Origin of the sequence: Streptomyces sp. BK340, assembly GCF_007827595.1 — a bacterium.
Taxonomy (GTDB): Bacteria; Actinomycetota; Actinomycetes; order Streptomycetales; family Streptomycetaceae; genus Streptomyces.
Window position 1 is genome coordinate 1 of record NZ_VISR01000001.1, and the last position, 23,970, is coordinate 23,970.

Below are 23,970 nucleotides of genomic sequence, written 5' to 3' on the forward strand. Positions count from 1 at the left end.
ACTTGCATGTGTTAAGCACGCCGCCAGCGTTCGTCCTGAGCCAGGATCAAACTCTCCGTGAATGTTTACTCGGCCAGAAAATTAATTCAGCCGGTTAGCACATCACGAGAGCGGTGCGAGAGGAGGAATAGTCCCCTCACACTCAGCGTCCTCGCTGTGTTTTTCAAAGGAACCTCGTCCCAGCTGATGCTGGAGACGGGGTATCAACATATCTGGCGTTGATTTTTGGCACGCTGTTGAGTTCTCAAGGAACGGTCGCTTCCTTTGTACTCACCCTCTCGGGCTTTCCTCCGGGCTTCCCTTCGGTGTTTCCGACTCTATCAGATCTTTTCTCGATCCGATTTCCTCGGTGCTTTCCAGGTTCTCGCTCTCGCGTTTCCCTTTCCGGCGGTTCCGACTCTATCAGATCCTTTCGGCGTCCGATTCCCGGTCGGCGGGATTGCCTTGGGCTTTTCGGGCTTTCGCTCGTCGGCCTTTCGACATTCACTACGTTAGCCGATTCCCGCGGCGACTCATAATCGAGTCTCTCGGGTTCGAATTCGGGCACGCGGGCGCGCCGGAATCGACCCCGGTGAGGGGTTGTAGCTAGGTAGTGGGTTGGCCGCTCCGGCTGCAGGCGATCGCCGTACCCGGTTCAGCGGCTCGGGCTACATTACGCACCTTGCCAGGGCGCGTCAACTTGAGCGGCGCCTCGGCGCATGGGCCCTATAGGGGCTCACCGTCGGGTCGTTGGCCACCCAGAAGCGCCAGGGATGGATGTCGCCGTTGCCGCCTTCGCCGGCGACTCCGGTGCGTGGACCGCTGCGTACCTGGTCAGCAAGTGCAGGAGTACCGGTCAGCATCCTCAGTGGTGTCTCGCCGGGGGCACAGGCGTCCGTGCCGTCCAGGGCGCGGTCGACCTCGAGGGCCGTCGCCAGGCGCGCCGGCCCCTTGGCCAGTTCCTTGTCACTCCGGGCCGAAAGTCGACGTTTCCGAGCCAGTTCGGCGCCCTCGACGACTTCACCCGCTCGCAGCAGCACGGCGCTCGCCCTGCCCTCGGGTCCGCAGACCAGGTTCATGCAGTGCCACATGCCGTAGGTGAAGTAGACGTACACGTGTCCGGGCGGACCGAACATCACTTCGTTGCGGGCGGTGCGGCCACGGTAGGCGTGTGAGCCGGGGTCGTTCGGGCCGTCGTACGCCTCCACCTCCGTGAGGCGCACGGCGATCGGACCGTCGGGGGTCGTGCGGACCAGGATGCGGCCGAGGAGGTCGGGGGCGACGTCCAGGACGGGGCGGTCGAAGAACTCTCGGCGCAGTGGCGTACGGTCCGGGGGCGCGATCATGCCGTCCGAGCGTAGTCCAGAGGGTTCCGGGCCAAGGGGTGGTCAAGGTTCGCTCTCCTTGCCAGGGTGTGGCCCGGAACCGGTCGTGACCGGATCGCGTTTGTACGGGTCGAGGGTCCATTCGTAAAGGGAGAGTCATGGCGTTCAAGAAGCTGCTCGCGAGCCTGGGGGCCGGCGGGGCCTCCGTCGAGACGGTGCTGACCGAGACCAATGCCGTACCGGGCGGCGTGGTCCAGGGCGAGGTGCGGATCCAGGGCGGGTCCGTGAACCAGGACATCGAGGGTCTGTCCGTCGGCCTGCAGGCGCGGGTCGAGGTCGAGAGCGGCGACCAGGAGTACAAGCAGGACATCGAGTTCACCAAGGTGCGGCTCGGTGGCGCCTTCGAGCTGCAGGCGGGGGCCGTGCACGCGGTGCCGTTCGGCCTGGAGATCCCCTGGGAGACGCCGGTCACGATGATCGACGGGCAGGCGCTGCGCGGGATGCACATCGGGGTGACCACCGAACTGGCGATCGCCCGTGCCGTGGACTCCTCCGACCTGGACCCGATCAACGTGCACCCGCTGCCGGCGCAGAAGGCGATCCTGGACGCGTTCATCCAGCTGGGCTTCCGCTTCAAGAACGCGGACATGGAGCGCGGCCACATCCGCGGTACCCGGCAGCGGCTGCCGTTCTACCAGGAGATCGAGTTCTACCCGCCGTCGCAGTACCGGGGCCTGAACCAGGTCGAGCTGAGCTTCGTGGCCGACGAGCACGCCATGGACGTCGTCCTGGAGATGGACAAGAAGCCGGGTCTGTTCAGCGAGGGCTCGGACACCTTCCGCTCCTTCCAGGTGGGTCTGAACGACTTCCACGGGACCGACTGGGCGGCTTACCTCAACCAGTGGCTCTCCGAGGTCGGCAGCAAGCGCAACTGGTTCTAGGCTCTGACCTACTGAACAAGATCGATCAGGAGGTACCGAGGTGACCGAGCTCAAGCGGCGGCCGCTCCCCCACGACTTCCATCCGCCCGTGCCGTCGTTCACGGTGACGAGTGAGGACATCGAGGAGGGCGCGACGCTGGGGAGCGCTCAGGTCCATGCCGAGGGGAACACCTCGCCGCATCTGCGGTGGGAGGGATTCCCCGCGGAGACCAAGAGCTTCGCCGTGACCTGCTACGACCCCGACGCGCCGACCGGCAGCGGGTTCTGGCACTGGGTCCTGTTCGACATCCCCGCCTCGGTGACGGAGCTGCCGGCCGGTGCGGGCGGCGGCAAGTTCGTGGGCCTGCCCGAGGGCGCGGTGCACGTGCGCAACGACTACGGGTCGAAGGACTTCGGCGGTGCCGCTCCGCCGCCCGGGGACGGCCCGCACCGGTACGTCTTCACGGTGTACGCGGTGGACCAGGAGAAGCTCGGCCCGGACGCGGACGTCTCTCCGGCCGTCGTCGGCTTCAATCTTCGGTTCCACGCGCTCGCGCGCGCCCAGCTCATCGGCGAGTACGAGAACCCCGCCCAGGGCTGACACAGCGCACTGATTCAGCCAAGCGTTCATTGAACGTTTGCCCGCCTCCGGTCTTGGAAGTGATCGGAGGCGGGCATTTTTTATTGCGTTGTCCATCTCGGCGCGCCCGTCCAGAGTTGATCCAAGCCCGCCGGGGGGTGGGCAGGTGCACACGGGAGGTGGGCTGGATGCGTGACACGTTGGTCCTGAACGCGAGCTTCGAGCCGCTGTCGACGGTGACTCTGAACCGGGCGGTCGTGCTGGTCCTGCAGGACAAGGCCGTCGTCGAGCAGGCCCATCCCGAACTGCGGATGCGCGGTGCCGATGTGGACATACCCGCGCCCCGGGTGATCAGGCTGTGCAGGTACGTACAGGTGCCGTTCCGAAGACAAGCTCCGTGGTCGAGGCGGGGTGTGCTGGTCCGGGACCAGCACCGGTGCGCTTACTGCGGGCGCAGGGCGACGACCGTGGACCACGTGCTGCCGCGGTCGCAGGGTGGGCAGGACACGTGGCTGAATACGGTCGCCGCGTGTGCGGAGGACAACCACCGGAAGGCCAACCGGACTCCGGAGGAGGCCGGGATGGCCATGCTCCGGGAGCCGTTCGAGCCGACTCCCGCGGACGCGATGCTCCTGGCTCTGGGGCAGGAGGATCTTGCGGCGCTGCCCGACTGGTTGGCCCTGGACGCGGCCTGACCAGTACGGCCCCGCACCCCTTCAGGGGCGCGGGGTTGAACCTTGCGCGGTGAGGAGCTGTCAGTCGATGCTCGGCTTTTCGCGGCGTTCCGTGCTGGGCCCGCTGTTCTGGGGCGGGACAGAGGCGCCGCCGCCCAGAGGGCCGAAGTTGCCCATGGCGCCGGAGAGTCCCTTGAGGGCGTCGCCGATCTCGCTGGGGACGATCCAGAGCTTGTTGGCATCGCCCTCGGCGATCTTCGGGAGCATCTGCAGGTACTGGTAGCTGAGCAGCTTCTGGTCCGGGTCGCCGGCGTGGATCGCCTCGAAGACCGTACGGACGGCCTGGGCCTCGCCCTCGGCGCGCAGGGCGGCGGCCTTGGCCTCACCCTCGGCGCGCAGGATCTGGGACTGCTTCTCGCCCTCGGCGGTGAGGATGGCCGCCTGGCGCGTGCCTTCCGCGGTGAGGATCGCCGCGCGCTTGTCACGGTCGGCGCGCATCTGCTTCTCCATCGAGTCCTGGATGGAGGTGGGCGGCTCGATGGCCTTCAGCTCGACGCGGTTGACGCGGATGCCCCACTTGCCGGTGGCCTCGTCGAGGACGCCGCGCAGGGCCGCGTTGATCTCCTCGCGGGAGGTCAGGGTGCGTTCGAGGTCCATGCCGCCGATGATGTTGCGGAGCGTGGTGACCGTGAGCTGCTCGATGGCCTGGATGTAGCTGGCCACCTCGTAGGTGGCCGCCCGTGCGTCCGTGACCTGGTAGTAGATGACCGTGTCGATGTTCACGACCAGGTTGTCCTGGGTGATCACCGGCTGGGGCGGGAACGGTACGACCTGTTCGCGCAGGTCGATGCGGTTGCGGATGGTGTCGATGAACGGGACCACGATGTTGAGGCCCGCGTTGAGTGTCCGCGTGTAGCGGCCGAAGCGCTCGACGATGGCGGCGCTGGCCTGTGGGATGACCTGGATGGTCTTGATCAGGGCGATGAAGACCAACACCACCAGAATGACCAGGACGATGATGACCGGTTCCATCGTGTTCCCCGTACCCCTCTCCGCCTCGGCAACGTGGCAGATCCTGTGGTTGTTGAAGATCTTGCTCGTCGAGTCTGGCAGACCGTTGCCCAACTCGTGGGTCAGATGGCTCAGATGACGATCGCGGTGGCCCCCTCGATGTCCACGACGTCCACTTCCTGGCCGACTTCGTAGGTGCGGCCGGTGTCCAGGGCGCGGGCCGACCAGACTTCTCCGGCGAGCTTGATCCGGCCGTCGGAGCCGTCGACGCGCTCCAGGACGACGGCCTGCTTGCCCTTCAAGGCGTCCACGCCGGTGGCGAGTTGGGGCCGCTGTCTGCCGTGCCGGGCCGCGATGGGGCGGACCACGGCGATGAGGGCGACCGAGACGACGACGAAGGCGAGCACCTGGAGCACTGCGCCGAAGCCCAGGCCGGCGACGACCGCGGCCGCGACGGCTCCCACCGCGAGCATGCCGAACTCCGGCATCGCGGTGACCACGAGCGGGATTCCGAGCGCCGCCGCGCCGACGAGCCACCACACCCATGCGGAGATGTCGTTCACATGGTCATGGTAGGACCGCGGCCGGGCGGCGGACAGGGCGCGAACGGGGAGCGGGGCGGCGTCAGGACAGGGGCAGGCCCTGCGCGGTCCAGCGGTCGCCGACCTGCTCGACGACGAGCGGCAGGCCGAAGCAGAGGGAGAGGTTACGGGACGTCAGTTCCAGTTCGATCGGGCCCGCGGCGAGGACCTTGCCCTGACGGATCATGAGGACGTGGGTGAAGCCGGGGGCGATCTCCTCGACGTGGTGGGTGACCATGATCATCGAGGGGGCGATGGGGTCGCGGGCCAGTCGGCCGAGGCGGCGGACCAGGTCCTCGCGGCCGCCGAGGTCGAGACCCGCGGCGGGCTCGTCGAGCAGGAGCAGCTCGGGGTCGGTCATCAGGGCGCGGGCGATCAGGGTGCGCTTGCGCTCGCCCTCGGAGAGGGTGCCGAAGCGGCGCTCGAGGTAGTCGCTCATGCCGAGGCGGTCGAGGAAGGCGCGGGCGCGCTGCTCGTCGACCTCGTCGTACTCCTCCTGCCAGTGCGCCGTCATGCCGTACGCGGCCGTCAGCACGGTCTCCAGGACGGTCTGGCGCTTGGGGAGCTTGTCGGCCATGGCGATGCCGGCCACGCCGATGCGCGGGCGCAGGTCGAAGACGTCGACCTTGCCGAGGGTGTCGCCGAGGATGGTGGCGGTGCCCTTGCTGGGGTAGAGGTAGCTGGAGGCGACGTTCAGGAGAGTGGTCTTGCCGGCGCCGTTGGGGCCGAGGATGACCCAGCGCTCTCCCTCCTTGACCGACCAGGAGACCTGGTCCACCAGAGCCCGGCCCTCGCGGACCACGGATACGTCCTGAAGCTCCAGAACATCGCTCATGAGCGCGTTGTCTCCCCTTGCAGTGTGCCGGTCTCGGCTGTCGCGTACGCCTGTGGGCTCGGTCCGCCGCGCCGGTGGGCGCAGCCCCCCATGAAATCTACGCCACGAGTGCGCCGCTCCATTCCATCGGTCCGGTCCTTAGGGTGGGGGCATGCTCTCGGAACCGCGTTCAGGACGCCTTGCCGCTTGGGGAAATGCCCTTTTGGCCGGACTTGCCTCTCCGGATGACGCCGCTCTCGCCATCGTGGGCGAGGACGCGGTGCACCGGGTGGAGGGGCTGCCGGGTGAACCGGCGCCGGTCGGGCTCACGCTCGCGCTCGGGCGGCTGCGGACGCTGGGGGTGACCGGCCTGCGGGTCGCGCTCCCCTCGTCCGGTCATCCGCTGGGGCTGAGCGGTCCGCCGGAGTTCAATGCGCGGGCGCTGGAGGCCGCGGAGGCGGTGGTCTGCTTCGGTGCCGCGTTCGGGCTGGTTCCGGAGGTGTACGCGGCCGGGCCCGAGGGTGATCTGCATGTCGAGGTCGTCTGGCATGTGCTGCCGGTGCGGGAGGCGCCGCCCGCCGATGTGCCGTCGCTGGGCGAGGCGGAGCGGGAGCTGGCGGAGGCCCTGCGGGAGGCGACGGAGGTGCTGTCGAAGCTGGATGTCGCCGGATCGGGCCCGGCGGCGGAGGCGGCGATCGACGCGTACCGGGCGCGGGCCGAGCGGGGGCGGGAGGTGCTGGCGCCCGGGTACCCGCCTCGTGCGGTTCGGGTGCTGGAGCTGGCGCGGCGGGTGGGGATGCTGGTGTCCCTGGCCTACGACAACGGGCACGGGGGTGCGGTCAGCTCCGCCGAGATGGCGGCGCGGTCCGCGGCGCTGCGGCCGGTCGAGCGGACGGCCCGGCGGGCGCAGGTGGCGGCGTACAACGCCGTCGTGGAGGAGCGGGAACGCGGTCGCTGAGCCGGCCGGGGCTCCCCGAGCCGGTGGATCGAGGAGCCCTCGGCTGCTCGCCGCCTCAGCCGTTGGTCGCCGCGTTGCCGAAGGCCGGGTTCAGGGCGCCGATCACGTTGGCGGTCACGCCGGAGACGTTGACCGGGACGTGGACCGGGGCCTGGACGACGTTGCCCGAGGCGACACCCGCGGACATCGTGGCCCCGCCGCTCGCGGTCGAGTCGGCGATGGCGGCTCCGGCGGAGGCCCCGGCGGCGATGCCGGCGACGGTCAGGGCGAAGGCGGCCTTCTTGGCGATGTTCATGGAACGGGTTCCTCCTGCGTGTGCGGGTCCGACCCGGCCGTGGGTCGTGCACTGATCAACGCCGGAGTCCTGTCCGGGGTGCGGGGTCCGCACGTCGAGCCCCCGTTCAGGCCACTTGCATGAAAACCGGACAGGCCTCCCGGTGGGCCCGGGAGGCCTGCGGTCGTCAGTGGCCGTGCCTCACTTGTTGAGGCCGAGGTTGCCGAAGGCCGGGTTCAGCACACCGATGACGTTCACGCTGTTGCCGGTCACGTTCACCGGGACGTGCACCGGGGCCTGGACGACGTTGCCCGAGCCGACACCCGGAGAGCCGTGGGCCGCACCGCCGGCCCAGGCCCCGTCCGTGGCGGAGGCCATCCCCGCACCGGCAGCCACCAGACCACCGGCCACCATCGTCACGGCCGCTGCCTTCTTCAGGTTCTTCACTGTCTGAGCCCTCCTTGGCGTTCGCCGCGGCGGTTCACCGCGGCACGCACTGGAGAACGGCGGAGATCACCGGAGGATGCGCCATCCGGGTGACATTCCCACGACGGTATGAATCTCAGCCCGGAACGGAACCTTCCGAGTCGCCGTCCGCAAGGCGTTGGGGAGGGCGTTTCAGCCGGTCACGCCATGGCGTACGGCCCATAGGGCGGCCTGGGTGCGATCGGCGAGGTCCAGCTTCATCAGGATGTTCGAGACGTGCGTCTTGACGGTCTTCTCGGACAGCACGAGGGCGCGGGCGATCTCCCGGTTGGAGCGGCCGTCGGCGATCAGGCCGAGCACCTCACGCTCCCGCTCGGTGAGCGAGCCCCCTCGTCCCTGCCCCGAGTTGGCCTCCTCCTGGGAGAGCAGGGCGCCGGCGACCTCGGGCTGCAGCAGGATGTGCCCGGCGTGCACGGAGCGGATGGCGCCGGCCAGCGCGTCCGGGTCCACGTCCTTGTAGACGTACCCGGCGGCGCCCGCACGCAGGGCAGGGACGACCGTGCGCTGCTCGGTGAAGCTGGTGACGATCAGCACGCGCGCGGGGTTGTCCAGTTCGCGGAGTCTGCGCAGGGCGTCGATGCCGTCCATGCCCGGCATCTTGACGTCCATGAGGACGACGTCGGGCCGCAGCTCCTCGGCCCGGGCGACTCCCTCGGCGCCGTCGGCGGCCTCGCCGACGACCTCGATGTCGTCCTGCACCTCCAGGAACGTGCGCAGGCCCCGGCGGACGACCTGGTGGTCGTCGACGAGCAGCACCTTGATTGCGTCAGCCACCGGGGACCTCCAGCTCGATCGTGGTGCCCTTGCCGGGCGCCGATTCCACGGTCAGCGTGCCGCCGACGCCACTGGCCCGGTCCCGCATCGAGACCAGGCCCAGGTGCCGGCCGGCGCTGCGGACCGACTGCGGGTCGAAGCCGCTGCCGTCGTCGCTGACGCGCAGCACGGCTCCGCCGCCGCGCCGGTCCACGCGCACGCCGACGTGCTCGGCGCCCGAGTGCCGCAGGGCGTTGTGCAGGGCCTCCTGGGCGACCCTGAGCAGGGCCTCCTCCTGGGCGGCCGGCAGGGCGCGGAAGCCGTTGCTGTCGAAGGTGACGCACGCGCTGTGGGCGCGGTCGAGGACCTGTATCTGGGTGCGCAGGGTGGCGATCAGGCCGTCCTCGTCCAGGGCGGCGGGGCGCAGCTCCACCACGGCGGCGCGCAGTTCGTCGGCGGCCTCGGCGGCGAGCGCGGCGACCTGGTGCAGCTCGCCCTTGGCGCGGGCGGGGTCGCGGTCGATCAGCGCGGCCGCGGCCTGGGCGGTCAGGCGCAGGGAGAAGAGCTTCTGACTGACCGCGTCGTGCAGCTCGTGGGCCAGGCGGGAGCGCTCCTCGGCGATGGTCAGTTCACGGCTGCGCTCGTAGAGGCGGGCGTTGGTGAGGGCGATCGCGGCGTGCTGGGCGAGGATGGAGAGCAGTGCCTCGTCCTCCTCGGTGAAGCCGCAGCCGCCGAGAGGCTTGGGGCGCGGGGGGTGTCCCCCCGCAGAGCGCAGCTTGTTGGCAAGGAACAGGGCGCCGATGACCTCGTCGCCGTCCCTGATCGGCAGGCCCAGGAAGTCGGACATGTCCGGGTGGGCGGACGGCCAGCCCTCGAAGCGCGGGTCCTTGCGCACGTCGGCGAGGCGCTCGGGCCGGGCCTCCTGCAGCATCGCGGCGAGGATGCCGTGCTGGCGGGGCAGCGGGCCGATGGTCTTCCACTGGGCGTCGCTGACGCCGTCGACGACGAACTGGGCGAAGCCGCCGTGGTCGTCGGGGACGCCGAGCGCGGCGTACTGCGCGTCCAGCAGCTCGCGGGCGGAGGCGACGATCGTCTTGAGGACGTCGCGCACCTCCAGATGCCTGCTCATGGCCAGCAGCGCGGAGCTGACCGCGGCGAGGCCGGACCGGGGGCCTTGACTCATGTCCTCACGGTACCGGCGCGGTGTGACAGCGCGGATCGGACCGGTGACCGCCGGGTCCGGTCCGATGGACCTAGGACCGGTGAGGTAGGTCTCCGGCCCCGCGACGTGCGGCGTACGTCGAAGGACCCCGCCGTATTGCGGCCCGCGTCCGAGGCGGTGCGGGGGGTGCCGTTCCTACGTTGTGGTCACCGCTCCGACGAGGGCGGCAAGCGACGAGGGGACGGTTGTCATGCCGGTAGCGATCATCACGGGGGCCTCCAAGGGGCTGGGGCGGGCACTCGCCGAGGCGCTGGCCGCGCGGGGCTGGGACCTGGTGCTCGACGCCCGCGGCGCGGGGCCCCTGGAGCAGGCCGCCGAGGCGGCCGCCGGGCACGGTGCCCGGGTGGAGGCGCTGCCCGGGGACGTCACGGACGCCGGGCACCGGGCCGAGCTGGTGGCCGCCGCGCGGAAGCTGGGCGGTGTCGACCTGGTGGTGAGCAACGCGTCCGCGCTGGGTGCCGAGCCGCTGGTGCGGCTGGCGGAGCTGCCCCTCGCGGGGCTGCGGCGGGCGCTGGAGGTGAACGTGGTGGCGGCGCTGGGCCTGGTCCAGGAGGCGCTGCCACTGCTGCGGGAGTCGCCGGCGGGCGCGGTCGTAGCGGTCAGCTCGGACGCGGCGGCGGAGGCGTACGAGACGTGGGGCGGCTACGGCGCCTCCAAGGCGGCCCTGGACCAGCTCGCCGCCGTGCTCGGCGCGGAGGAACCGGGGCTGCGGGTGTGGGCGGTGGACCCCGGGGACATGGCGACGGATCTGTACGCGGCGGCCGTACCGGACGACGACGAACCACGCCCGGCCCCCGGCAGCGTCGTACCGGCGTTCCTGCGGCTGCTGGACGAGCGGCCGGCGAGCGGGCGCTGTGCGGCGCCGGCCCTGGCGGAGGGGCGATGACCATCGCGGTGAAGGTGCCCGAGGAGCTGTCGGCGCGGGTGCCGGCCGAGCAGCGCGGGCCCGGTCTGGACCGGGACGACGTACGGCTGCTGGTGTCGCGCGGCACGGAGGTGACGCACCACGTGTTCGCCGAGCTGCCGCGGCTGCTGCGGGCGGGGGACCTGCTGGTGGTGAACACCTCGCCCACACTGGCCGCCGCGGTGGACGGGCGGATCGGGCACGCGAACGTGGTGGTGCACTTCTCCACGTGCGGGGACGACGGGCGGTGGGCGGTCGAGCTGCGGGATCCGGACGGGAGGGGCAGTACGCGCGCGCGTGGCGAAAGGGGGGCGGCAGGGACCGCGGAGAGAGAGGTGCGGCTGCCGGGCGGGGCCCGGCTGGTGCTGGAGGAGCCGCTGAGCGGGCGGAGTGAGCGGCTGTGGTGGGCGCGGGTGTCCGGGGCGGAGGTCCTCCGGGTGCTGGGGGAGCACGGGCGGCCCATCCGTTACTCCTATACGGAGCGGGACCAGCCGCTGTCCGTCTATCAGACGGTGTTCGCGCTGCCCTCGCCGGACGGGACGGGCAGCGCGGAGATGCCGAGTGCGGCGCGGCCCTTCACCGCGCGGCTGGTGGCGGAGCTGGTGAGCCGTGGGGTGCAGTTCGCGCCGGTCACTCTGCACACGGGGGTGGCGTCGGCGGAGGCGCACGAGCCGCCGTACCCGGAGCGGTTCGCGGTACCTGCGGCGTCGGCGCGGCTGATCAATGCGGTGAGGGCCGGTGGCCGGCGGGTGATCGCGGTGGGGACGACGGCCGTGCGGGCCGTGGAGTCGGCGACCGGGCCGGACGGGGTGGTGCGGGCGGCCGGGGGCTGGACCGATCTGGTGGTCACGCCCGAGCGGGGGGTACGCGTGGTCGACGGACTGCTGACCGGGCTGCACGAGCCGGAGGCCTCGCATCTGCTGATGCTGGAGGCGGTCGCGGGGCGGGCCGCGGTCGACCGCGCGTACGAGGAGGCGCTGCGCGGGCTCTACCTGTGGCACGAGTTCGGGGACGTCCACCTCATCCTCCCGGAGGAGGATCCTCACACAGAGCGTTGCGACGGCAACTCCTGGTGAGACCGCTACGCCTCCGATGTGAGCCCGCACATAGGGCACACATCACGTACGAACGGACATAGGAGATATAGCCTCCCGGCACGAACGGGGCAGACGTTCCAGTCTGTCCCGTTTTGCCCTTCCCCGATCCACTACCGGGGATCGTACGTCACACCTTTGCCACGGGATTTTGCGGCCGCTAAGAATTGCTCCCGTCGCTCAGCGCTGCGGGGTTCCCCCACAGCGTTCGTGCAGGAGGAGCAGGTTCTTCCGACGGTCACAGAGCGACCTCCGCGCTATCCGAAGAGGTCCATCAGCATGCCCAAGAACATCCTCACCCGTGGTCATAGTCGCTCGCTGACCAAGCAGCACAAGATCGCCATCGCCGGTGTCGGCGTCCTCGGTGTCGCCGCTCTCGCCTTCTCGGCCGTCCCCAGCAGCGCCGAGACCATCACCGCCGGTGCCCCGGCGCAGGCGCCGCAGGTGGCCGCCCAGCCGGTCAAGGTCGTCAAGGGCACGCTCACCAGCCAGCTCGCCACGGACACCGTCAAGCTCGACGCCTTCGCCGCCAAGCAGAAGGCCGCGGTCGACGCCGCCGCCAGGGCGAAGGCCGAGGCCGCTGCGAAGCAGAAGGCCGCCGCCGAGGCCGTCAAGAAGGCCGCCCAGGAGCGCGTCGCCAAGGAGGCCGCGAGCCGTTCCGCGCAGCGCCCCCAGATCCAGCTGGTCGCCGCGAAGACCTACGCGAACAACCTCGACGGCTGGATCCGCCAGGCCCTGGACATCATGAAGGCCAAGGGCATCCCGGGCAGCTACAACGGCCTGCACAAGAACATCATGCGGGAGTCCTCCGGCAACCCCATGGCCATCAACAACTGGGACATCAACGCGATCAACGGCATCCCGTCGAAGGGCCTGCTGCAGGTCATCCCGCCGACCTTCAACGCGTACCACGTCGCCGGCACCTCGTGGGACATCTACAACCCGGTCGCCAACATCACCGCCGCCGCCAACTACGCGGCCGACAAGTACGGCTCGATCGACAACGTCAACAGCGCGTACTGAGGCAGCGCGGACCTCTGACGACGCAACGCCGAAGGGCGGCACCCCGTGAGGGGGTGCCGCCCTTCGCGTCGTACGGGCGCGGTTACTTCCGCATGACCTCCGGCTCGTGCCGGCGCAGGAAGCGGGCGACGAAGAAGCCGCAGACCACACCGAGAACGATCAGCGCGAACATGTCCAGGCCCCAGGCCGAGGCCTCGTGGTTCCACAGCGGGTCCGTGCTGCTCGGGTCGTCGGTGTTCGGCGCGATGTTGTTGAAGTCCAGCGTGGCGCCCGCGGCGGCCACCGCCCAGCGCGACGGCATCAGGTACGAGAACTCGTTGACGCCGAGGGTGCCGTGCAGGGTGAAGAGGCAGCCGGTGAAGACGACCTGGATGATCGCGAACATCACCAGCAGCGGCATGGTCTTCTCGGCGGTCTTCACCAGCGAGGAGATCACCAGGCCGAACATCATCGAGGTGAAGCCGAGCGCCATGATCGGCAGGCACAGCTCGAACAGCGTCGAGCTGCCCAGGACGAGCCCCTTGTCCGGGATCTCACGGCTGGAGAAGCCGATCAGGCCGACCATCAGGCCCTGGAGCACGGTGACCGCACCCAGGACGACCACCTTCGACATCAGGTAGGCCGACCGGGACAGGCCGGTCGCGCGCTCCCGCTCGTAGATGACCCGTTCCTTGATCAGCTCACGCACCGAGTTGGCCGCACCGGCGAAGCACGCACCGACCGCGAGGATCAGCAGCACCGTGGTGGCCGTGCCGTTCGGGACGTGCGCGCCGGTGCGCGGGTTGACCGCCGCATTCACCAGCAGGCCCCGGTTGTGGTCGATCAGCAGGCTGACCGCGCCGAGCACCGCCGGCAGGATCACCGTCAGCGCCAGGAATCCCTTGTCGGAGGCGATGACCGCCACGTACCGCCGGATCAGGGTCATCAGCTGCGAACCCCAGCCCTGCGGCTTGGGCGGCTTCATCGCCTGCGGCGGAGGCATGTGTACGGACTGCGGGGCCACGGCGTCGATGTCCGCGGCGTACATCTGGTAGTGCTGCGAGCCCTTCCAGCGGCCCGCCCAGTCGTAGTCGCGGTAGTTCTCGAAGGCGGAGAAGACGTCGGCCCAGGTGTCGTAGCCGAAGAAGTTCAGCGCCTCCTCCGGCGGGCCGAAGTAGGCCACCGAACCGCCGGGCGCCATCACCAGGAGCTTGTCGCAGATCGCCAGCTCCGCCACGGAGTGGGTGACCACGAGGACCGTGCGGCCGTCGTCGGCCAGGCCCCGCAGCAGCTGCATGACGTCGCGGTCCATGCCCGGGTCGAGGCCCGAGGTCGGCTCGTCCAGGAAGATCAGCGACGGCTTGGTGAGCAGCTCCAGGGCCACCGAGACACGCTTGCGCTGGCCACCGGAGAGGGACGTGACCTTCTTGTCCTTGTGGATGTCGAGCTTCAGCTCGCGCAGCACCTCGTCGATGCGGGCGTCGCGCTCCTGGGCCGTGGTGTCGGCGGGGAAGCGCAGCTTGGCCGCGTACTTGAGGGCCTTCTTGACGGTCAGCTCCTTGTGCAGGATGTCGTCCTGCGGGACCAGACCGATGCGCTGGCGCAGCTCTGCGAACTGCTTGTAGAGGTTGCGGTTGTCGTACAGCACCTCGCCCTGGTTGGCGGGCCGGTAGCCGGTCAGCGCCTTGAGCAGGGTCGACTTGCCGGAACCGGACGGGCCGATGACCGCGATCAGCGACTTCTCCGGGACGCCGAAGGAGACGTCCTTCAGGATCTGCTTGCCGCCGTCGACCGTGACGGTCAGGTGGCGCGCGGAGAAGGAGACCTCACCGGTGTCGACGAACTCCTCGAGGCGGTCGCCGACGATGCGGAAGGTCGAGTGGCCGACGCCGACGATGTCGTTCGGGCCCAGCTGTACCGAGCCGCCCTTGGCTATCGGCTGGCCGTTGACATAGGTGCCGTTGTGCGAGCCCAGGTCACGGATCTCGAAGCGGCCACCGGGCATCGAGTGGAACTCGGCGTGGTGGCGGGAGACCTGCAGGTCGGAGACGACCAGCTCGTTCTCCAGCGCACGACCGATGCGCATCACGTTGCCGATGGCGAACTGGTGGAACGTCGTGGGGCTGCGGTCGCCGTGGACCGGCGGCGCCCCCGCGCCGCCACCGGGCACCTTCTGCGCGTACTGCTCGGCCGGTGCGCCCTGCTGCTGCGGGATCGGCGCGGCCTGCTGCGGCTGCTGCCAGCCGGCCTGCGCGGCCTGTTGCTGCGGCTGCTGCTCCGGAGCCTGCTGCACCCAGCCGGCCCCCGCCCCCTGGGCGGCGTACGGCGCGGCCTGCTGCTGAGGCTGAGCCGCAGCGGCGGCGCCGGACAGGTTCAGGCGTGGTCCGTCGGTGGCGTTGCCGAGGTGCACCGCCGAGCCCGGGCCGATCTCCGTCTGGCTGATCCGCCCGCCCTGTACGAAGGTGCCGTTGGTGCTGCCGTGGTCCTCGATGACCCAACTGCGGCCGTTGAAGCTGACCGTGGCGTGACGCCAGGAGACCCTGGCGTCGTCGAAGACGATGTCACCCTGCGGATCGCGTCCGAGGGTGTAGGACCTGGACGAATCGAGCGTCCAGGTCTGTCCGTTTGTTTCCAGTACGAGTTCCGGCACTCCATGCCCCACTGAGTTGTCCCCCGAGTTACCCCCATCACAGGGAGTCTAGGGATGTCGAACATCGTGGGGAACTATTTCAGGCGGGGCCCCATGACCGAAAGTCGGGCCTTGTGGAGGGCGCCCGTACGCGCTTCAACTCGCCCCGTTGACGGGGTTGAAACCGGGCCGGAGAGTGGTAATCCCCCGCGAGGGGGACACGCGCGGCTCCGGTGCCGCGCCGCGGATCGGGGGGTCTGCCATGAGCGCTGCCACGAGCGTCGAGACCGCACGGCACGGCACCTCGCTGCCGTGGACGGACATCCTGCTGTCCGCGATCGCCGCTGTCAGCTGGGCGTTGATAGGGATGGCCGGCACGGCCGCGCTCGGACTGCATCTGCTGCAGGCGGACGCGGCGGGCTCACTGGGCCCCATGACGGCTGCAGTTGTGGCGCTCGGGGCGGGTGGTTCGGTCTCACCGTCGGGCGATGTGTCCGCTTTCGGACTGAAGGGCGCCGAGGCCCACACGGCCGTCGAGATCACGCCACTGGGGGTGAGCCTGGTCGGCGCCCTGCTGCTGTCGTGGTTCTTCCTACGCTCCCTGCGCACGGCGGGAGTTGTGATCGCGCCGTCCGAACTCCTCGCGCGCGCGGGCGCGGTGGTCGCCCTCTTCGTGGCCACGCTGGGCGGGCTGGCGTGGGCCGGGCACGACGTCATCACGATCGACGGCGGCTCGCTCGGTCTGGACAGGCTGCCCGGCGGGGGCGGCAAGGGGGGCGGCCTGCGCATCCCCGGTCTGGGGGACATCGGCGGGCTGCTGCCCGACCGGATCGGCGATCTGATCCATGCGAAGGCCGCCGTCGGTTTCACCGTGGACACCGCGCCCACCCTTCTCGGCGGCCTCTGCTGGTCCGCCGGAATCCTGCTGATCGCCCTGCTCGCCTCCCGGCGCACTCCCCTGCCGCCCGGCTGGGACGCCGTGCACCGGGTCGTGCGACCGGTCGTGTCGGCGCTCGTCACCGTGCTGCTGACGGCCGTGGCCGCCGGGCTCGCGGCGGCGGTGTACGCGGCGATCGGCGACGACCATCCGCGCCGGATCGCGGGCGCGGCCCTGCTGGGCGCCCCGAACGGGGTGTGGCTGGGCGTCCCGGTCGGCCTGTTCGTCCCGTGGGACGGCAAGGCCACCGGCGCACTGCGCACCGTGCTGCCCCACCCTCTCGACCAGCTTCTGAGCGCGCACTCCGACCAGCCCGTCACGGTGGGCCGGCTGGCCGGGCTGGACGGGCGGGTGTGGCTGCTCGTGGTCGCGACGGCGCTGATGATGCTGCTGGCCGGGGTACTGACGGCGGTACGGACGCCGCTGCCCGGACCGGTCGGTGCGGCGGGGTTCGCCGGCCGCTGCGCCCTGCGGCTCGGCATCGCGACCGCGCTCGCCCTGCCCCTGCTCGCCTGGCTGGCCGATGTCTCGGTGGACGCCTCACTGTCCGTGCTGGGCTTCGACGCCTTCGGCGCGGGCATCGAGCTGCACAGCCACCTGGGTATGGCGCTGCTCCTGGGCGCTGTGTGGGGTGCGGGGGCCGGGGCGGCCGGCGCGCTGCTCGCCCTGGTGGCGGGGGCCGCGGGGGCTCGGGCGGTGGGGCCGGGGCGGGGTGCGGTGCCCAGTGGGGCACGGGGCGGGGATCCGGGGTACGGCGGTGCGTCCGGGCGCGCTGCGTACGACCGTGGCGACGGGGCCGGACCGTACGCGCCGGGCAGGCCGTACCGGCCCCCGAACCCGGACACGAACCCCTATCTCCAGGTGCCGGAGCGGTTCCGGAAGGAGCCCGAGGACGGACGGCCCCGGTCGAGCGGGGACGACGTGTACGGCGCCCCGACCGTGGCCCGCCCCCTCGGCCCGCTTCCTCCCGCGCCCCGCGGCCGTCCCGGCGCGCGCCCGCGCGATCGCGCGCCGGGACCTGAGGACGAGGGGCCGCCGCCCCCTGGGCCGCCGCCTCCGCCCGGCAGACCCAGGAGGTGAGCCCGGGGCCGCCCCGTGCGGCGGACGCCCCGGTACCGCCCATGACGAGCACGGGCGTGTCACAGTCGTGGTAGAGCCCGGGCCGTGGGCCGGTGGCGCAGCGGGCGCGCCGTCGTCCGGCGGCAAGATCCTCTACATCGGCCCGACACCCATTGTTCCGTGTCCGTCAGGCGGACCTCACGGGCAGAAGGCACTGGGTGCCGGATACGGTGGTGACACCATGAGCGCTTCGCAGACCTCCGAGGTCCCCACTCTCCTCGTCAAGATCTTCGGCAAGGACAGGCCGGGCATCACGGCCGGCCTCTTCGACACCCTTGCCGCCTACCTCGTCGACGTGGTCGACATCGAGCAGGTCGTCACCCGGGGCCGCTTGGTGCTGTGCGTGCTGGTCACCCAGCCACCGGCGGGCCTGGAGGGCGACCTGAGGGCCACCGTGCACAGCTGGGCCGAGTCGATGAAGATGCAGGCGGAGATCATCTCGGGGCACGGCGACAACCGTCCCCGTGGTCACGGGCGCTCCCTGGTGACGGTCCTCGGTCACCCCCTCACCGCCGAGTCGACGGCCGCCATCGCCGCCCGGATCGCCAAGGCCGGCGGCAACATCGACCGTATCTTCCGCCTCGCCAAGTACCCGGTGACCGCCGTGGAGTTCGCCGTCTCCGGCGTGGAGACCGAGCCGCTGCGCACGGCCCTGGCGTCCGACGCGGCGGCACTGGGTGTCGACATCGCCGTCGTCTCGGCGGGCCTGCACCGGCGCGCCCAGCGGCTGGTGGTCATGGACGTGGACTCCACCCTCATCCAGGACGAGGTCATCGAGCTGTTCGCCGCGCACGCCGGCTGCGAGGACCAGGTCGCCGAGGTGACGGCCGCCGCGATGCGCGGTGAGCTGGACTTCGAGCAGTCGCTGCACGCGCGCGTCGCCCTGCTGAAGGGGCTGGACGCCTCGGTGGTGGAGAAGGTGCGCAACGAGGTACGGCTGACGCCGGGCGCGCGCACGCTCATCCGCACCCTGAAGCGCCTCGGCTACCAAGTCGGGGTCGTCTCCGGTGGGTTCACCCAGGTCACGGACGATCTGAAGGAGCGGCTGGGGCTGGACTTCGCGCAGGCCAACACGCTGGAGATCGTCGACGGGAAGCTGACCGGCCGGGTCACCGGCGAGATCGTGGACCGCGCGGGCAAGGCGCGGCTGCTGCGCCGGTTCGCCGCGGAGGCCGGGGTGCCGCTGTCGCAGACGGTGGCGATCGGAGACGGTGCCAACGACCTGGACATGCTGAACGCGGCCGGTCTCGGGGTCGCCTTCAACGCCAAGCCGGTGGTCCGCGAGGCCGCGCACACGGCGGTGAACTTCCCCTTCCTCGACACGGTCCTCTATCTGCTGGGCGTCACCCGCGAAGAGGTCGAGGCGGCCGACACGCACGACGAGGAGTGAGCCGCCCCGGGCGGATGGCGCACCGGATGTGAGGAGGGCCCGGCACCGCCACGGTGCCGGGCCCTCCTGCCGTGGGTGCCGTCACTCGGTGGGTGCCCAGTAGTCCGTCAGCGTGGCAGCGGCCGGCTCCAGGCCCTTCCAGGCGCCGTCGTAGGAGAGCAGTGCGAAGGCCGCGGCGGGGAAGCCGCGGCGGTTCATCCGCTCGCGGGCGTCGCCCTCGGAGCCGCCCGCTAGGATGTCGGCCAGGCCGTGCACGCCCGGGTTGTGACCGATCAGGATCACGTTCTGCACGTCGTCCGGGATCTCGTTGAGCACGGCGATCAGCTCGCCGGGCGAGGCCTCGTAGACCCGCTCCTCGTAGTGGGTTTTCGGCCGGTGCGCGAGTTCGTGGACGGCGAGCTTCCAGGTCTCACGGGTCCGGACCGCGGTGGAGCACAGGGCCAGGTCGAAGGTGATGCCGGTGTCGGCCAGCCTGCGCCCGGCCACTGCGGCGTCCATGCGGCCCCGCTCGGCGAGCGGGCGGTCGTGGTCGGACACCTGGGGCCAGTCGGCTTTCGCATGCCGGAAGAGGACGATCCTGCGGGGTTCTGCGACGCTCATGGCACCCAGCTTCGCATGAAACAGGCCATGCGGCGCAGGGAGTTGACATGCGGATTCACCTCGTGCGGAGGCTCCGTGTCAGCGCGCGAGGAGCTGCTGCACCCGCGCGAAGAGCTGCGTGATCGCCGGATCACCGGTCGCGGCGTGGGCGTCCGACGGGTTCAGTATCAGCGTCAGCAGCGCGACGAAGGCGAGCGCGGGCAGGGCGAGGGCCCACCAGGGCAGCCGGATGTCGACGCCGCCCGTGGTCGCCGGGTGGGGCCGGGTGTGCGTGCGGGCCGGCATGGTCGCCTCCGTGGGTCCTCGAGTGCTCCTGGCCGCCTGGCGCGGTCACATCTCGAAGCTACGGAGTCCGGGGCCCTCAACCCATCCGGTGAGCCACCCACTTGCCCCTGACACTGACCCCCTAGGGGATGGTGGGGCCAGCCCCACCATCGGGGCGCGTCGCGGTTCGGGCGGGGGGCCGGATCAGGGTGAGGCGATCGTCGCGATGACGGCGATGATCGCGAAGATGGCGAAGAACGCGCCGAAGATGATCAGCATCTTCTTCTGGCCGTTCTGCGGGTTCGGGTCGAGCACTGGCATGCCGCCAGTCTCGCACCCGGTGTACGCGTCCCGTGCGCCGGGGTCGTCAGCGCGCCGCCGCCTCGTCCTCCACGATGCGGTCGCGGCCCGCCAGGAAGCCCACCGCCATCTGGGGGAGCATCAGTGCCGCCATGAGGGCGATCGGCACCCCCCAGCCGCCGCTCTGCTGGTAGAGCACGCCGACCAGCAGCGGGCCGGGGATGGAGATCAGGTATCCGGTGCTCTGTGCGAACGCGGACAGCTGGACCACGCCCGGGCCGGTCCTGGCCCGCATGCCGACCATGGTCAGCGCCAGTGGGAAGGCACAGTTGGAGATGCCGAGGAGCACGGCCCAGGCCCAGGCGCCGGCGGCCGGCGCGAAGTACAGACCGGCGTACCCGACGAGGCCGCAGACGCCCAGGAGCAGCACGATCGGCCCCTGGTGGGGCAGCCGGGCGGCCACCCGCGGGATGACGAAGGCCAGGGGCACGCCCATCACCATGGTGACGGCGAGGAGCAGGCCCGCCGTACCCGCGGGGACGCCGGAGTCGCGGAAGATCTGGGCCATCCAGCCCATCGTGATGTAGGCGGCGGTGGCCTGGAGCCCGAAGAAGACGGCGAGCGCCCAGGCGGTTCGGCTGCGGGTGATGCGCAGCGGGGCCGGCTGGTCCTGCGCCGCGCGCACCGGGTCGTGGGCGCGGTCGGTGGCGGTCTCGGCGCCCCGCTCCCGCACCAGCGGCAGCCAGGGCAGTACGGCGGCGGCCGCGAGCGCCGCCCACACGGCGAGTCCGGACTGCCAGCTGCCGCCCAGGGCGCCGGTCAGGGGCACGGTCACCGCGGCGGCGACGGAGGTGCCGAGGGCGAGGGCCATGGAGTACAGGCCGGTCATGGAGCCGACCCGGTCGGGGAACCAGCGCTTGACGATGACCGGCATCAGCACGTTGCTGACGGCGATGCCCATGAGGGTGAGTGCGCTGGCGGCCAGGAAACCGGCCGTGCCGCCGGCGTAGGGCCGTATCAGCAGGCCCGCGGTGATGGCGGCCATGCCCGCGCACACCACGGCGGCGGGTCCGAAGCGGCGGGCCAGCCGGGGTGCGGTGACGCCGAAGACGGCGAAGCAGAGCGGGGGCACGGAGGTGAGCAGCCCGGCCACGCCGCCGCTCATGCCGAGGCCGTCGCGGACCTCCTCCAGGAGCGCGCCGAGGCTCGTGATGGCCGGCCGGAGGTTCAGTGCGGACAGCACGATGCCGACGACGACCAGCCGTGTCGCCCACGCGCGCGTGGGGGGCGTGCGACGGGTGGCCGCCGCGGTGGTCGTGCCGCGTTCGGCCGACGACGGTTGCGCACGGGTTGCCGTGGTCGGGGTCTGCGCGGTCGGGTTGTCCGCGGTCCGGGTTTCCTCACCAGCCATGCAACCCATCATAGAATCATAGGATGATTGGTTGTCCATCCCCGGGACGCAGTCGCCCGGGCCTCGCGTGCGAAGGTGTGCCATGCCCCTGAGCAACCCGCGTCGTTCGGCGCTGTCCGAGCAGGTCATCGCCGAGCTGCGCAATCAGATCGCGTCCGGCGAGTGGCCGGTCGGCTCGCGCATCCCGACCGAGCCCGAGCTGGTCGAGCAGCTCGGCGTCGCCCGCAACACCGTCCGCGAGGCCGTCCGCGCGCTCGCGCACAACGGCCTGCTGGACATCCGGCAGGGCTCGGGCACCTACGTCGCGGCGACCAGCGAGCTGGCCGGCGTGATGCACCGCCGGTTCGCGGACGCCGAGCCCCGGCACATCGCCGAGCTGCGTTCCACGCTGGAGTCGGCGGCGGCCAAGCTGGCGGCCGAGCGGCGCACCGAGAAGGACCTCAAGCAGCTGGACGCACTGCTGGCCCGGCGCGAGGAGGCCTGGGAGACCGGCGAGGCCGAGGCGTTCGTGACCGCCGACGCCACCTTCCACCTGGCCGTGGTGGCCGCCTCCCACAACGACGTCATGACGGCCATGTACGCCGACCTGGGAGAGGTGCTGCGGGACTGGCTGCGCGCGGACGTGGGCGCCGAGCTGACGCCCGAGACGTACATGGACCACACCCGGCTGGTGGACGCGATCCGCACGGGCGACGCGGAGGCCGCCGCCGCTGAGGCCGCGAGTTATCCGTTCCTGTGCCGTCCGGGCAGGTTCAGCGCCCCTTCTGGTGGCTGATCCACACCGAGCCGACTTCCTTCCAGCACCGGCCGGTCAGCCGCACGGTCATGGCGGCCGCGGTGTCCACCGGTGCGCTGTCGGTGTCGATGTCCCACCAGCGGGCGCATTCGATGTGCAGCCGCACCCGGTCGGTGTCGACGTAGGGGTTGTGGCAGTAGGCCACCACGTGCGAGCCGGTGACGGCCGTACGGCACGCGGCGCCGAACAGGTTCGGCGCGGGCGGCTCGCCGTGGGCCGCGCGCGCGTGGGGCAGCGCGTCGTACGGCAGGGAGAGCACGAGGGCTACGGCCACGGTCAGCGGGGCCAGGCTGCGGGACAGGCGCACAAGGGGACCTCCTCGGCCGGGCTGCGGAGGATGCGCGGGGTGAACCCGTTCCAGAGTGCGCCGTCGGCCCCGGGTCCCGCCCGGCCGGGTACGCCGAACGAGTGACGCCCCGCCCCCGCGGACCGCGGAGAACGGGGCGTCGACGTCAGACGAAGGTCACGCGCCGATGGCGTGCAGACCGCCGTCCACGTGGACGATCTCGCCGGTGGTCTTCGGGAACCAGTCGCTCAGCAGCGCGACGACACCCTTGCCGGCCGGCTCCGGGTCCTTGAGGTCCCACTCCAGCGGGGAGCGGCTGTCCCACACGGAGGCCAGCTCGCCGAAGCCCGGGATGGACTTGGCGGCCATGGAGCCGATCGGGCCCGCCGAGACGAGGTTGCAGCGGATGTTCTGCTTGCCCAGGTCGCGCGCCATGTAGCGGCTGGTGGCCTCCAGGGCGGCCTTGGCCGGGCCCATCCAGTCGTACTGCGGCCAGGCGAAGGAGGCGTCGAAGGTGAGGCCGACGACCGAGCCGCCGTTCTGCATCAGCGGCAGGCAGGCCATGGTCAGCGACTTCAGGGAGAACGCCGAGACGTGCATGGCGGTGGAGACCGACTCGAACGGCGTGTTGAGGAAGTTGCCGCCGAGCGCGTCCTGCGGGGCGAAGCCGATGGAGTGGACGATGCCGTCGAGGCCGCCCAGCTCCTCGCCGACCACGTCGGCCAGGCGGGCGAGATGCTCGTCGTTGGTGACGTCCAGCTCGATGACCTTGGCCGGCTTCGGCAGCTTCTTGGCGATGCGCTCGGTCAGCGTGGGCCGCGGGAAGGCGGTCAGGATGATCTCGGCGCCCTGCTCCTGGGCGAGCTTGGCGACGTGGAAGGCGATGGAGGACTCCATCAGCACACCCGTGATCAGGATGCGCTTGCCCTCGAGGATTCCGCTCATGGTGATCAGTGACCCATTCCCAGTCCGCCGTCAACCGGGATGACGGCTCCAGTGATGTACGAAGCGTCGTCCGAGGCGAGGAACCGCACCGTCGCGGCGATCTCCTCCGGCTGCGCGTAACGGCCGAGCGGCACCTGCGTCACGATGCTCTCGCGCTGCTGCTCGGTGAGCGCCTTGGTCATGTCGGTGTGGACGAAGCCGGGCGCGACGACGTTGAAGGTGATGTTGCGCGACCCCAGCTCACGGGCGAGGGAACGCGCGAAGCCGACCATGGCGGCCTTGGAGGCGGCGTAGTTCGCCTGCCCCGCCTGGCCGAGCAGACCGACCACGGAGGAGATCAGTATGACGCGGCCCTTCTTGGCGCGCAGCATGCCGCGGTTGGCCCGCTTGACGACGCGGAAGGTGCCCGTGAGGTTGGTGTCGATGACCGAGGTGAAGTCCTCCTCGGACATGCGCATCAGGAGCTGGTCCTTGGTGACGCCGGCGTTGGCGACGAGAACCTCGACCGGGCCGTGCTGCTCCTCGATCTCCTTGTAGGCCTGCTCCACCTGCTCGGCGTCGGTGATGTCGCACTTGACGGCCAGGAAGCCGGCCGGCGGCTCACCCGAGCGGTACGTGATGGCGACCTTGTCGCCGGCGTCGGCGAAAGCGCGGGCGATGGCGAGGCCGATGCCCCGGTTGCCTCCGGTGACGAGAACCGAGCGGCTCAACGGATC

The 23,970-nt window shown here is 70.9% G+C and carries 26 protein-coding genes and 1 rRNA gene; 10 read left to right on the forward strand and 17 right to left on the reverse strand.

The features are described 5' to 3' along the window. Positions 1–62, reverse strand: a 16S ribosomal RNA gene (locus FB157_RS00005); the annotation flags it as partial. Between the two features lie 612 nt (positions 63–674). Further along, on the reverse strand, positions 675–1,325 hold the full coding sequence (locus tag FB157_RS00015; RefSeq protein ID WP_145874646.1) for a DNA-3-methyladenine glycosylase: 651 nt from the start codon (positions 1,323–1,325) through the stop codon (positions 675–677). A 137-nt stretch (positions 1,326–1,462) separates the two neighbouring features. Between FB157_RS00015 and FB157_RS00020 the strand changes: the two genes are divergently transcribed. The 3 genes from FB157_RS00020 (at position 1,463) to FB157_RS00030 (ending at position 3,499) form a co-directional block, all read left to right on the forward strand. Next, the gene (locus tag FB157_RS00020) at positions 1,463–2,245 is read left to right on the forward strand and encodes a sporulation protein (protein ID WP_145874648.1); all 783 of its coding nucleotides are present in this window, start codon (positions 1,463–1,465) and stop codon (positions 2,243–2,245) included. Positions 2,246–2,285: 40 nt separating this feature from the next. Then, positions 2,286–2,825 carry a YbhB/YbcL family Raf kinase inhibitor-like protein gene (locus FB157_RS00025; protein WP_145874650.1) on the forward strand — a complete coding sequence of 180 codons (540 nt, stop codon included), beginning with the start codon at positions 2,286–2,288 and terminating at the stop codon, positions 2,823–2,825. Between the two features lie 167 nt (positions 2,826–2,992). After that, the gene (locus FB157_RS00030; protein WP_145874652.1) at positions 2,993–3,499 is read left to right on the forward strand and encodes an HNH endonuclease; all 507 of its coding nucleotides are present in this window, start codon (positions 2,993–2,995) and stop codon (positions 3,497–3,499) included. A gap of 60 nt (positions 3,500–3,559) precedes the next feature. On the opposite strand, the gene FB157_RS00035 is transcribed toward FB157_RS00030, so the two are convergent. The 3 genes from FB157_RS00035 to FB157_RS00045 form a co-directional block, all read right to left on the reverse strand. Then, entirely contained in the window at positions 3,560–4,510 is a 951-nt protein-coding gene (locus FB157_RS00035; RefSeq protein ID WP_145874654.1) for an SPFH domain-containing protein, read from the reverse strand. 110 nt (positions 4,511–4,620) lie between these two features. After that, positions 4,621–5,052, reverse strand: coding sequence for an NfeD family protein (locus FB157_RS00040; protein ID WP_145874656.1), 432 nt, complete (start codon positions 5,050–5,052; stop codon positions 4,621–4,623). Between the two features lie 61 nt (positions 5,053–5,113). After that, positions 5,114–5,905, reverse strand: coding sequence for an ABC transporter ATP-binding protein (locus FB157_RS00045; RefSeq protein ID WP_145874657.1), 792 nt, complete (start codon positions 5,903–5,905; stop codon positions 5,114–5,116). A 151-nt stretch (positions 5,906–6,056) separates the two neighbouring features. On the opposite strand from FB157_RS00045, the gene FB157_RS00050 reads away from it, so the two are divergent. Beyond that, positions 6,057–6,842: a hypothetical protein gene (locus tag FB157_RS00050; RefSeq protein ID WP_145874659.1), complete on the forward strand. Its 786-nt coding sequence runs from the start codon at positions 6,057–6,059 to the stop codon at positions 6,840–6,842. A 55-nt stretch (positions 6,843–6,897) separates the two neighbouring features. On the opposite strand, the gene FB157_RS00055 is transcribed toward FB157_RS00050, so the two are convergent. From FB157_RS00055 to FB157_RS00070, 4 genes are all read right to left on the reverse strand, one after another. Continuing rightward, positions 6,898–7,137: a chaplin gene (locus FB157_RS00055; RefSeq protein ID WP_145874661.1), complete on the reverse strand. Its 240-nt coding sequence runs from the start codon at positions 7,135–7,137 to the stop codon at positions 6,898–6,900. A 180-nt stretch (positions 7,138–7,317) separates the two neighbouring features. Further along, positions 7,318–7,563: a chaplin gene (locus FB157_RS00060; protein WP_145874662.1), complete on the reverse strand. Its 246-nt coding sequence runs from the start codon at positions 7,561–7,563 to the stop codon at positions 7,318–7,320. A 171-nt stretch (positions 7,564–7,734) separates the two neighbouring features. After that, the gene (locus tag FB157_RS00065) at positions 7,735–8,376 is read right to left on the reverse strand and encodes a response regulator transcription factor (RefSeq protein WP_094214635.1); all 642 of its coding nucleotides are present in this window, start codon (positions 8,374–8,376) and stop codon (positions 7,735–7,737) included. Next, positions 8,369–9,538, reverse strand: coding sequence for a GAF domain-containing sensor histidine kinase (locus tag FB157_RS00070; RefSeq protein ID WP_145874664.1), 1,170 nt, complete (start codon positions 9,536–9,538; stop codon positions 8,369–8,371). Before FB157_RS00070 ends, FB157_RS00065 begins: the two co-directional genes overlap by 8 nt. 229 nt (positions 9,539–9,767) lie before the next feature. Here FB157_RS00070 and FB157_RS00075 point away from each other — a divergent pair, with 229 nt between their 5' ends. From FB157_RS00075 to FB157_RS00085, 3 genes are all read left to right on the forward strand, one after another. Then, positions 9,768–10,463, forward strand: a complete 696-nt coding sequence (locus FB157_RS00075) for an SDR family oxidoreductase (protein ID WP_145874665.1) — start codon at positions 9,768–9,770, stop codon at positions 10,461–10,463. Further along, the gene (locus FB157_RS00080) at positions 10,460–11,557 is read left to right on the forward strand and encodes an S-adenosylmethionine:tRNA ribosyltransferase-isomerase (RefSeq protein WP_145874667.1); all 1,098 of its coding nucleotides are present in this window, start codon (positions 10,460–10,462) and stop codon (positions 11,555–11,557) included. The genes FB157_RS00075 and FB157_RS00080 overlap by 4 nt, the downstream gene beginning before the upstream one ends. Positions 11,558–11,854: 297 nt before the next feature. Then, complete coding sequence (locus tag FB157_RS00085; RefSeq protein ID WP_145874669.1) at positions 11,855–12,598, forward strand: transglycosylase SLT domain-containing protein; 744 nt, start codon at positions 11,855–11,857, stop codon at positions 12,596–12,598. An 82-nt stretch (positions 12,599–12,680) separates the two neighbouring features. Here FB157_RS00085 and FB157_RS00090 read toward each other — a convergent pair whose 3' ends face one another. Then, positions 12,681–15,227: an FHA domain-containing protein gene (locus FB157_RS00090; protein WP_145874671.1), complete on the reverse strand. Its 2,547-nt coding sequence runs from the start codon at positions 15,225–15,227 to the stop codon at positions 12,681–12,683. A gap of 241 nt (positions 15,228–15,468) precedes the next feature. Here FB157_RS00090 and FB157_RS00095 point away from each other — a divergent pair, with 241 nt between their 5' ends. Further along, a complete protein-coding gene (locus FB157_RS00095) occupies positions 15,469–17,223 on the forward strand; it encodes a streptophobe family protein (RefSeq protein ID WP_145874673.1) in 1,755 nt (584 codons plus the stop codon). A gap of 220 nt (positions 17,224–17,443) precedes the next feature. Then, positions 17,444–18,652, forward strand: a complete 1,209-nt coding sequence (gene serB, locus FB157_RS00100; protein WP_145874675.1) for a phosphoserine phosphatase SerB — start codon at positions 17,444–17,446, stop codon at positions 18,650–18,652. Between the two features lie 81 nt (positions 18,653–18,733). On the opposite strand, the gene FB157_RS00105 is transcribed toward serB, so the two are convergent. The 4 genes from FB157_RS00105 to FB157_RS00120 form a co-directional block, all read right to left on the reverse strand. After that, on the reverse strand, positions 18,734–19,252 hold the full coding sequence (locus FB157_RS00105; RefSeq protein WP_145874677.1) for a histidine phosphatase family protein: 519 nt from the start codon (positions 19,250–19,252) through the stop codon (positions 18,734–18,736). A gap of 78 nt (positions 19,253–19,330) precedes the next feature. Continuing rightward, on the reverse strand, positions 19,331–19,537 hold the full coding sequence (locus FB157_RS00110) for a hypothetical protein (protein WP_145874679.1): 207 nt from the start codon (positions 19,535–19,537) through the stop codon (positions 19,331–19,333). 183 nt (positions 19,538–19,720) lie between these two features. Next, positions 19,721–19,837 carry an SGM_5486 family transporter-associated protein gene (locus tag FB157_RS48165; RefSeq protein WP_145874680.1) on the reverse strand — a complete coding sequence of 39 codons (117 nt, stop codon included), beginning with the start codon at positions 19,835–19,837 and terminating at the stop codon, positions 19,721–19,723. Positions 19,838–19,883: 46 nt separating this feature from the next. Beyond that, entirely contained in the window at positions 19,884–21,227 is a 1,344-nt protein-coding gene (locus tag FB157_RS00120; protein WP_398945928.1) for a CynX/NimT family MFS transporter, read from the reverse strand. 82 nt (positions 21,228–21,309) lie between these two features. On the opposite strand from FB157_RS00120, the gene FB157_RS00125 reads away from it, so the two are divergent. Then, entirely contained in the window at positions 21,310–22,002 is a 693-nt protein-coding gene (locus FB157_RS00125; protein ID WP_145874683.1) for a FadR/GntR family transcriptional regulator, read from the forward strand. Here FB157_RS00125 and FB157_RS00130 read toward each other — a convergent pair. From FB157_RS00130 to fabG, 3 genes are all read right to left on the reverse strand, one after another. Further along, positions 21,980–22,330: a hypothetical protein gene (locus tag FB157_RS00130; RefSeq protein WP_145874685.1), complete on the reverse strand. Its 351-nt coding sequence runs from the start codon at positions 22,328–22,330 to the stop codon at positions 21,980–21,982. The genes FB157_RS00125 and FB157_RS00130 overlap by 23 nt on opposite strands. Before the next feature lie 156 nt (positions 22,331–22,486). Then, positions 22,487–23,254, reverse strand: a complete 768-nt coding sequence (gene fabI, locus FB157_RS00135; protein ID WP_145874687.1) for an enoyl-ACP reductase FabI — start codon at positions 23,252–23,254, stop codon at positions 22,487–22,489. Between the two features lie 5 nt (positions 23,255–23,259). Further along, positions 23,260–23,964 carry a 3-oxoacyl-[acyl-carrier-protein] reductase gene (gene fabG / locus FB157_RS00140; protein ID WP_145874689.1) on the reverse strand — a complete coding sequence of 235 codons (705 nt, stop codon included), beginning with the start codon at positions 23,962–23,964 and terminating at the stop codon, positions 23,260–23,262. Positions 23,965–23,970 lie beyond the last annotated feature (6 nt).

What these genes read in the sequence shown, in the direction of transcription:
- FB157_RS00015 (WP_145874646.1), bottom strand. Translation starts at nt 1,325, where the DNA reads ATGATCGCGCCCCCGGACCGTACGCCACTGCGCCGAGAGTTCTTCGAC.
- FB157_RS00020 (WP_145874648.1), top strand. Translation starts at nt 1,463, where the DNA reads ATGGCGTTCAAGAAGCTGCTCGCGAGCCTGGGGGCCGGCGGGGCCTCC.
- FB157_RS00030 (WP_145874652.1), top strand. Translation starts at nt 2,993, where the DNA reads ATGCGTGACACGTTGGTCCTGAACGCGAGCTTCGAGCCGCTGTCGACG.
- FB157_RS00035 (WP_145874654.1), bottom strand. Translation starts at nt 4,510, where the DNA reads ATGGAACCGGTCATCATCGTCCTGGTCATTCTGGTGGTGTTGGTCTTC.
- FB157_RS00045 (WP_145874657.1), bottom strand. Translation starts at nt 5,905, where the DNA reads ATGAGCGATGTTCTGGAGCTTCAGGACGTATCCGTGGTCCGCGAGGGC.
- FB157_RS00050 (WP_145874659.1), top strand. Translation starts at nt 6,057, where the DNA reads ATGCTCTCGGAACCGCGTTCAGGACGCCTTGCCGCTTGGGGAAATGCC.
- FB157_RS00055 (WP_145874661.1), bottom strand. Translation starts at nt 7,137, where the DNA reads ATGAACATCGCCAAGAAGGCCGCCTTCGCCCTGACCGTCGCCGGCATC.
- FB157_RS00070 (WP_145874664.1), bottom strand. Translation starts at nt 9,538, where the DNA reads ATGAGTCAAGGCCCCCGGTCCGGCCTCGCCGCGGTCAGCTCCGCGCTG.
- FB157_RS00075 (WP_145874665.1), top strand. Translation starts at nt 9,768, where the DNA reads ATGCCGGTAGCGATCATCACGGGGGCCTCCAAGGGGCTGGGGCGGGCA.
- FB157_RS00080 (WP_145874667.1), top strand. Translation starts at nt 10,460, where the DNA reads ATGACCATCGCGGTGAAGGTGCCCGAGGAGCTGTCGGCGCGGGTGCCG.
- FB157_RS00085 (WP_145874669.1), top strand. Translation starts at nt 11,855, where the DNA reads ATGCCCAAGAACATCCTCACCCGTGGTCATAGTCGCTCGCTGACCAAG.
- FB157_RS00095 (WP_145874673.1), top strand. Translation starts at nt 15,469, where the DNA reads ATGAGCGCTGCCACGAGCGTCGAGACCGCACGGCACGGCACCTCGCTG.
- serB (WP_145874675.1), top strand. Translation starts at nt 17,444, where the DNA reads ATGAGCGCTTCGCAGACCTCCGAGGTCCCCACTCTCCTCGTCAAGATC.
- FB157_RS00105 (WP_145874677.1), bottom strand. Translation starts at nt 19,252, where the DNA reads ATGAGCGTCGCAGAACCCCGCAGGATCGTCCTCTTCCGGCATGCGAAA.
- FB157_RS00110 (WP_145874679.1), bottom strand. Translation starts at nt 19,537, where the DNA reads ATGCCGGCCCGCACGCACACCCGGCCCCACCCGGCGACCACGGGCGGC.
- FB157_RS48165 (WP_145874680.1), bottom strand. Translation starts at nt 19,837, where the DNA reads ATGCCAGTGCTCGACCCGAACCCGCAGAACGGCCAGAAGAAGATGCTG.
- FB157_RS00120 (WP_398945928.1), bottom strand. Translation starts at nt 21,227, where the DNA reads ATGGCTGGTGAGGAAACCCGGACCGCGGACAACCCGACCGCGCAGACC.
- FB157_RS00125 (WP_145874683.1), top strand. Translation starts at nt 21,310, where the DNA reads ATGCCCCTGAGCAACCCGCGTCGTTCGGCGCTGTCCGAGCAGGTCATC.
- fabI (WP_145874687.1), bottom strand. Translation starts at nt 23,254, where the DNA reads ATGAGCGGAATCCTCGAGGGCAAGCGCATCCTGATCACGGGTGTGCTG.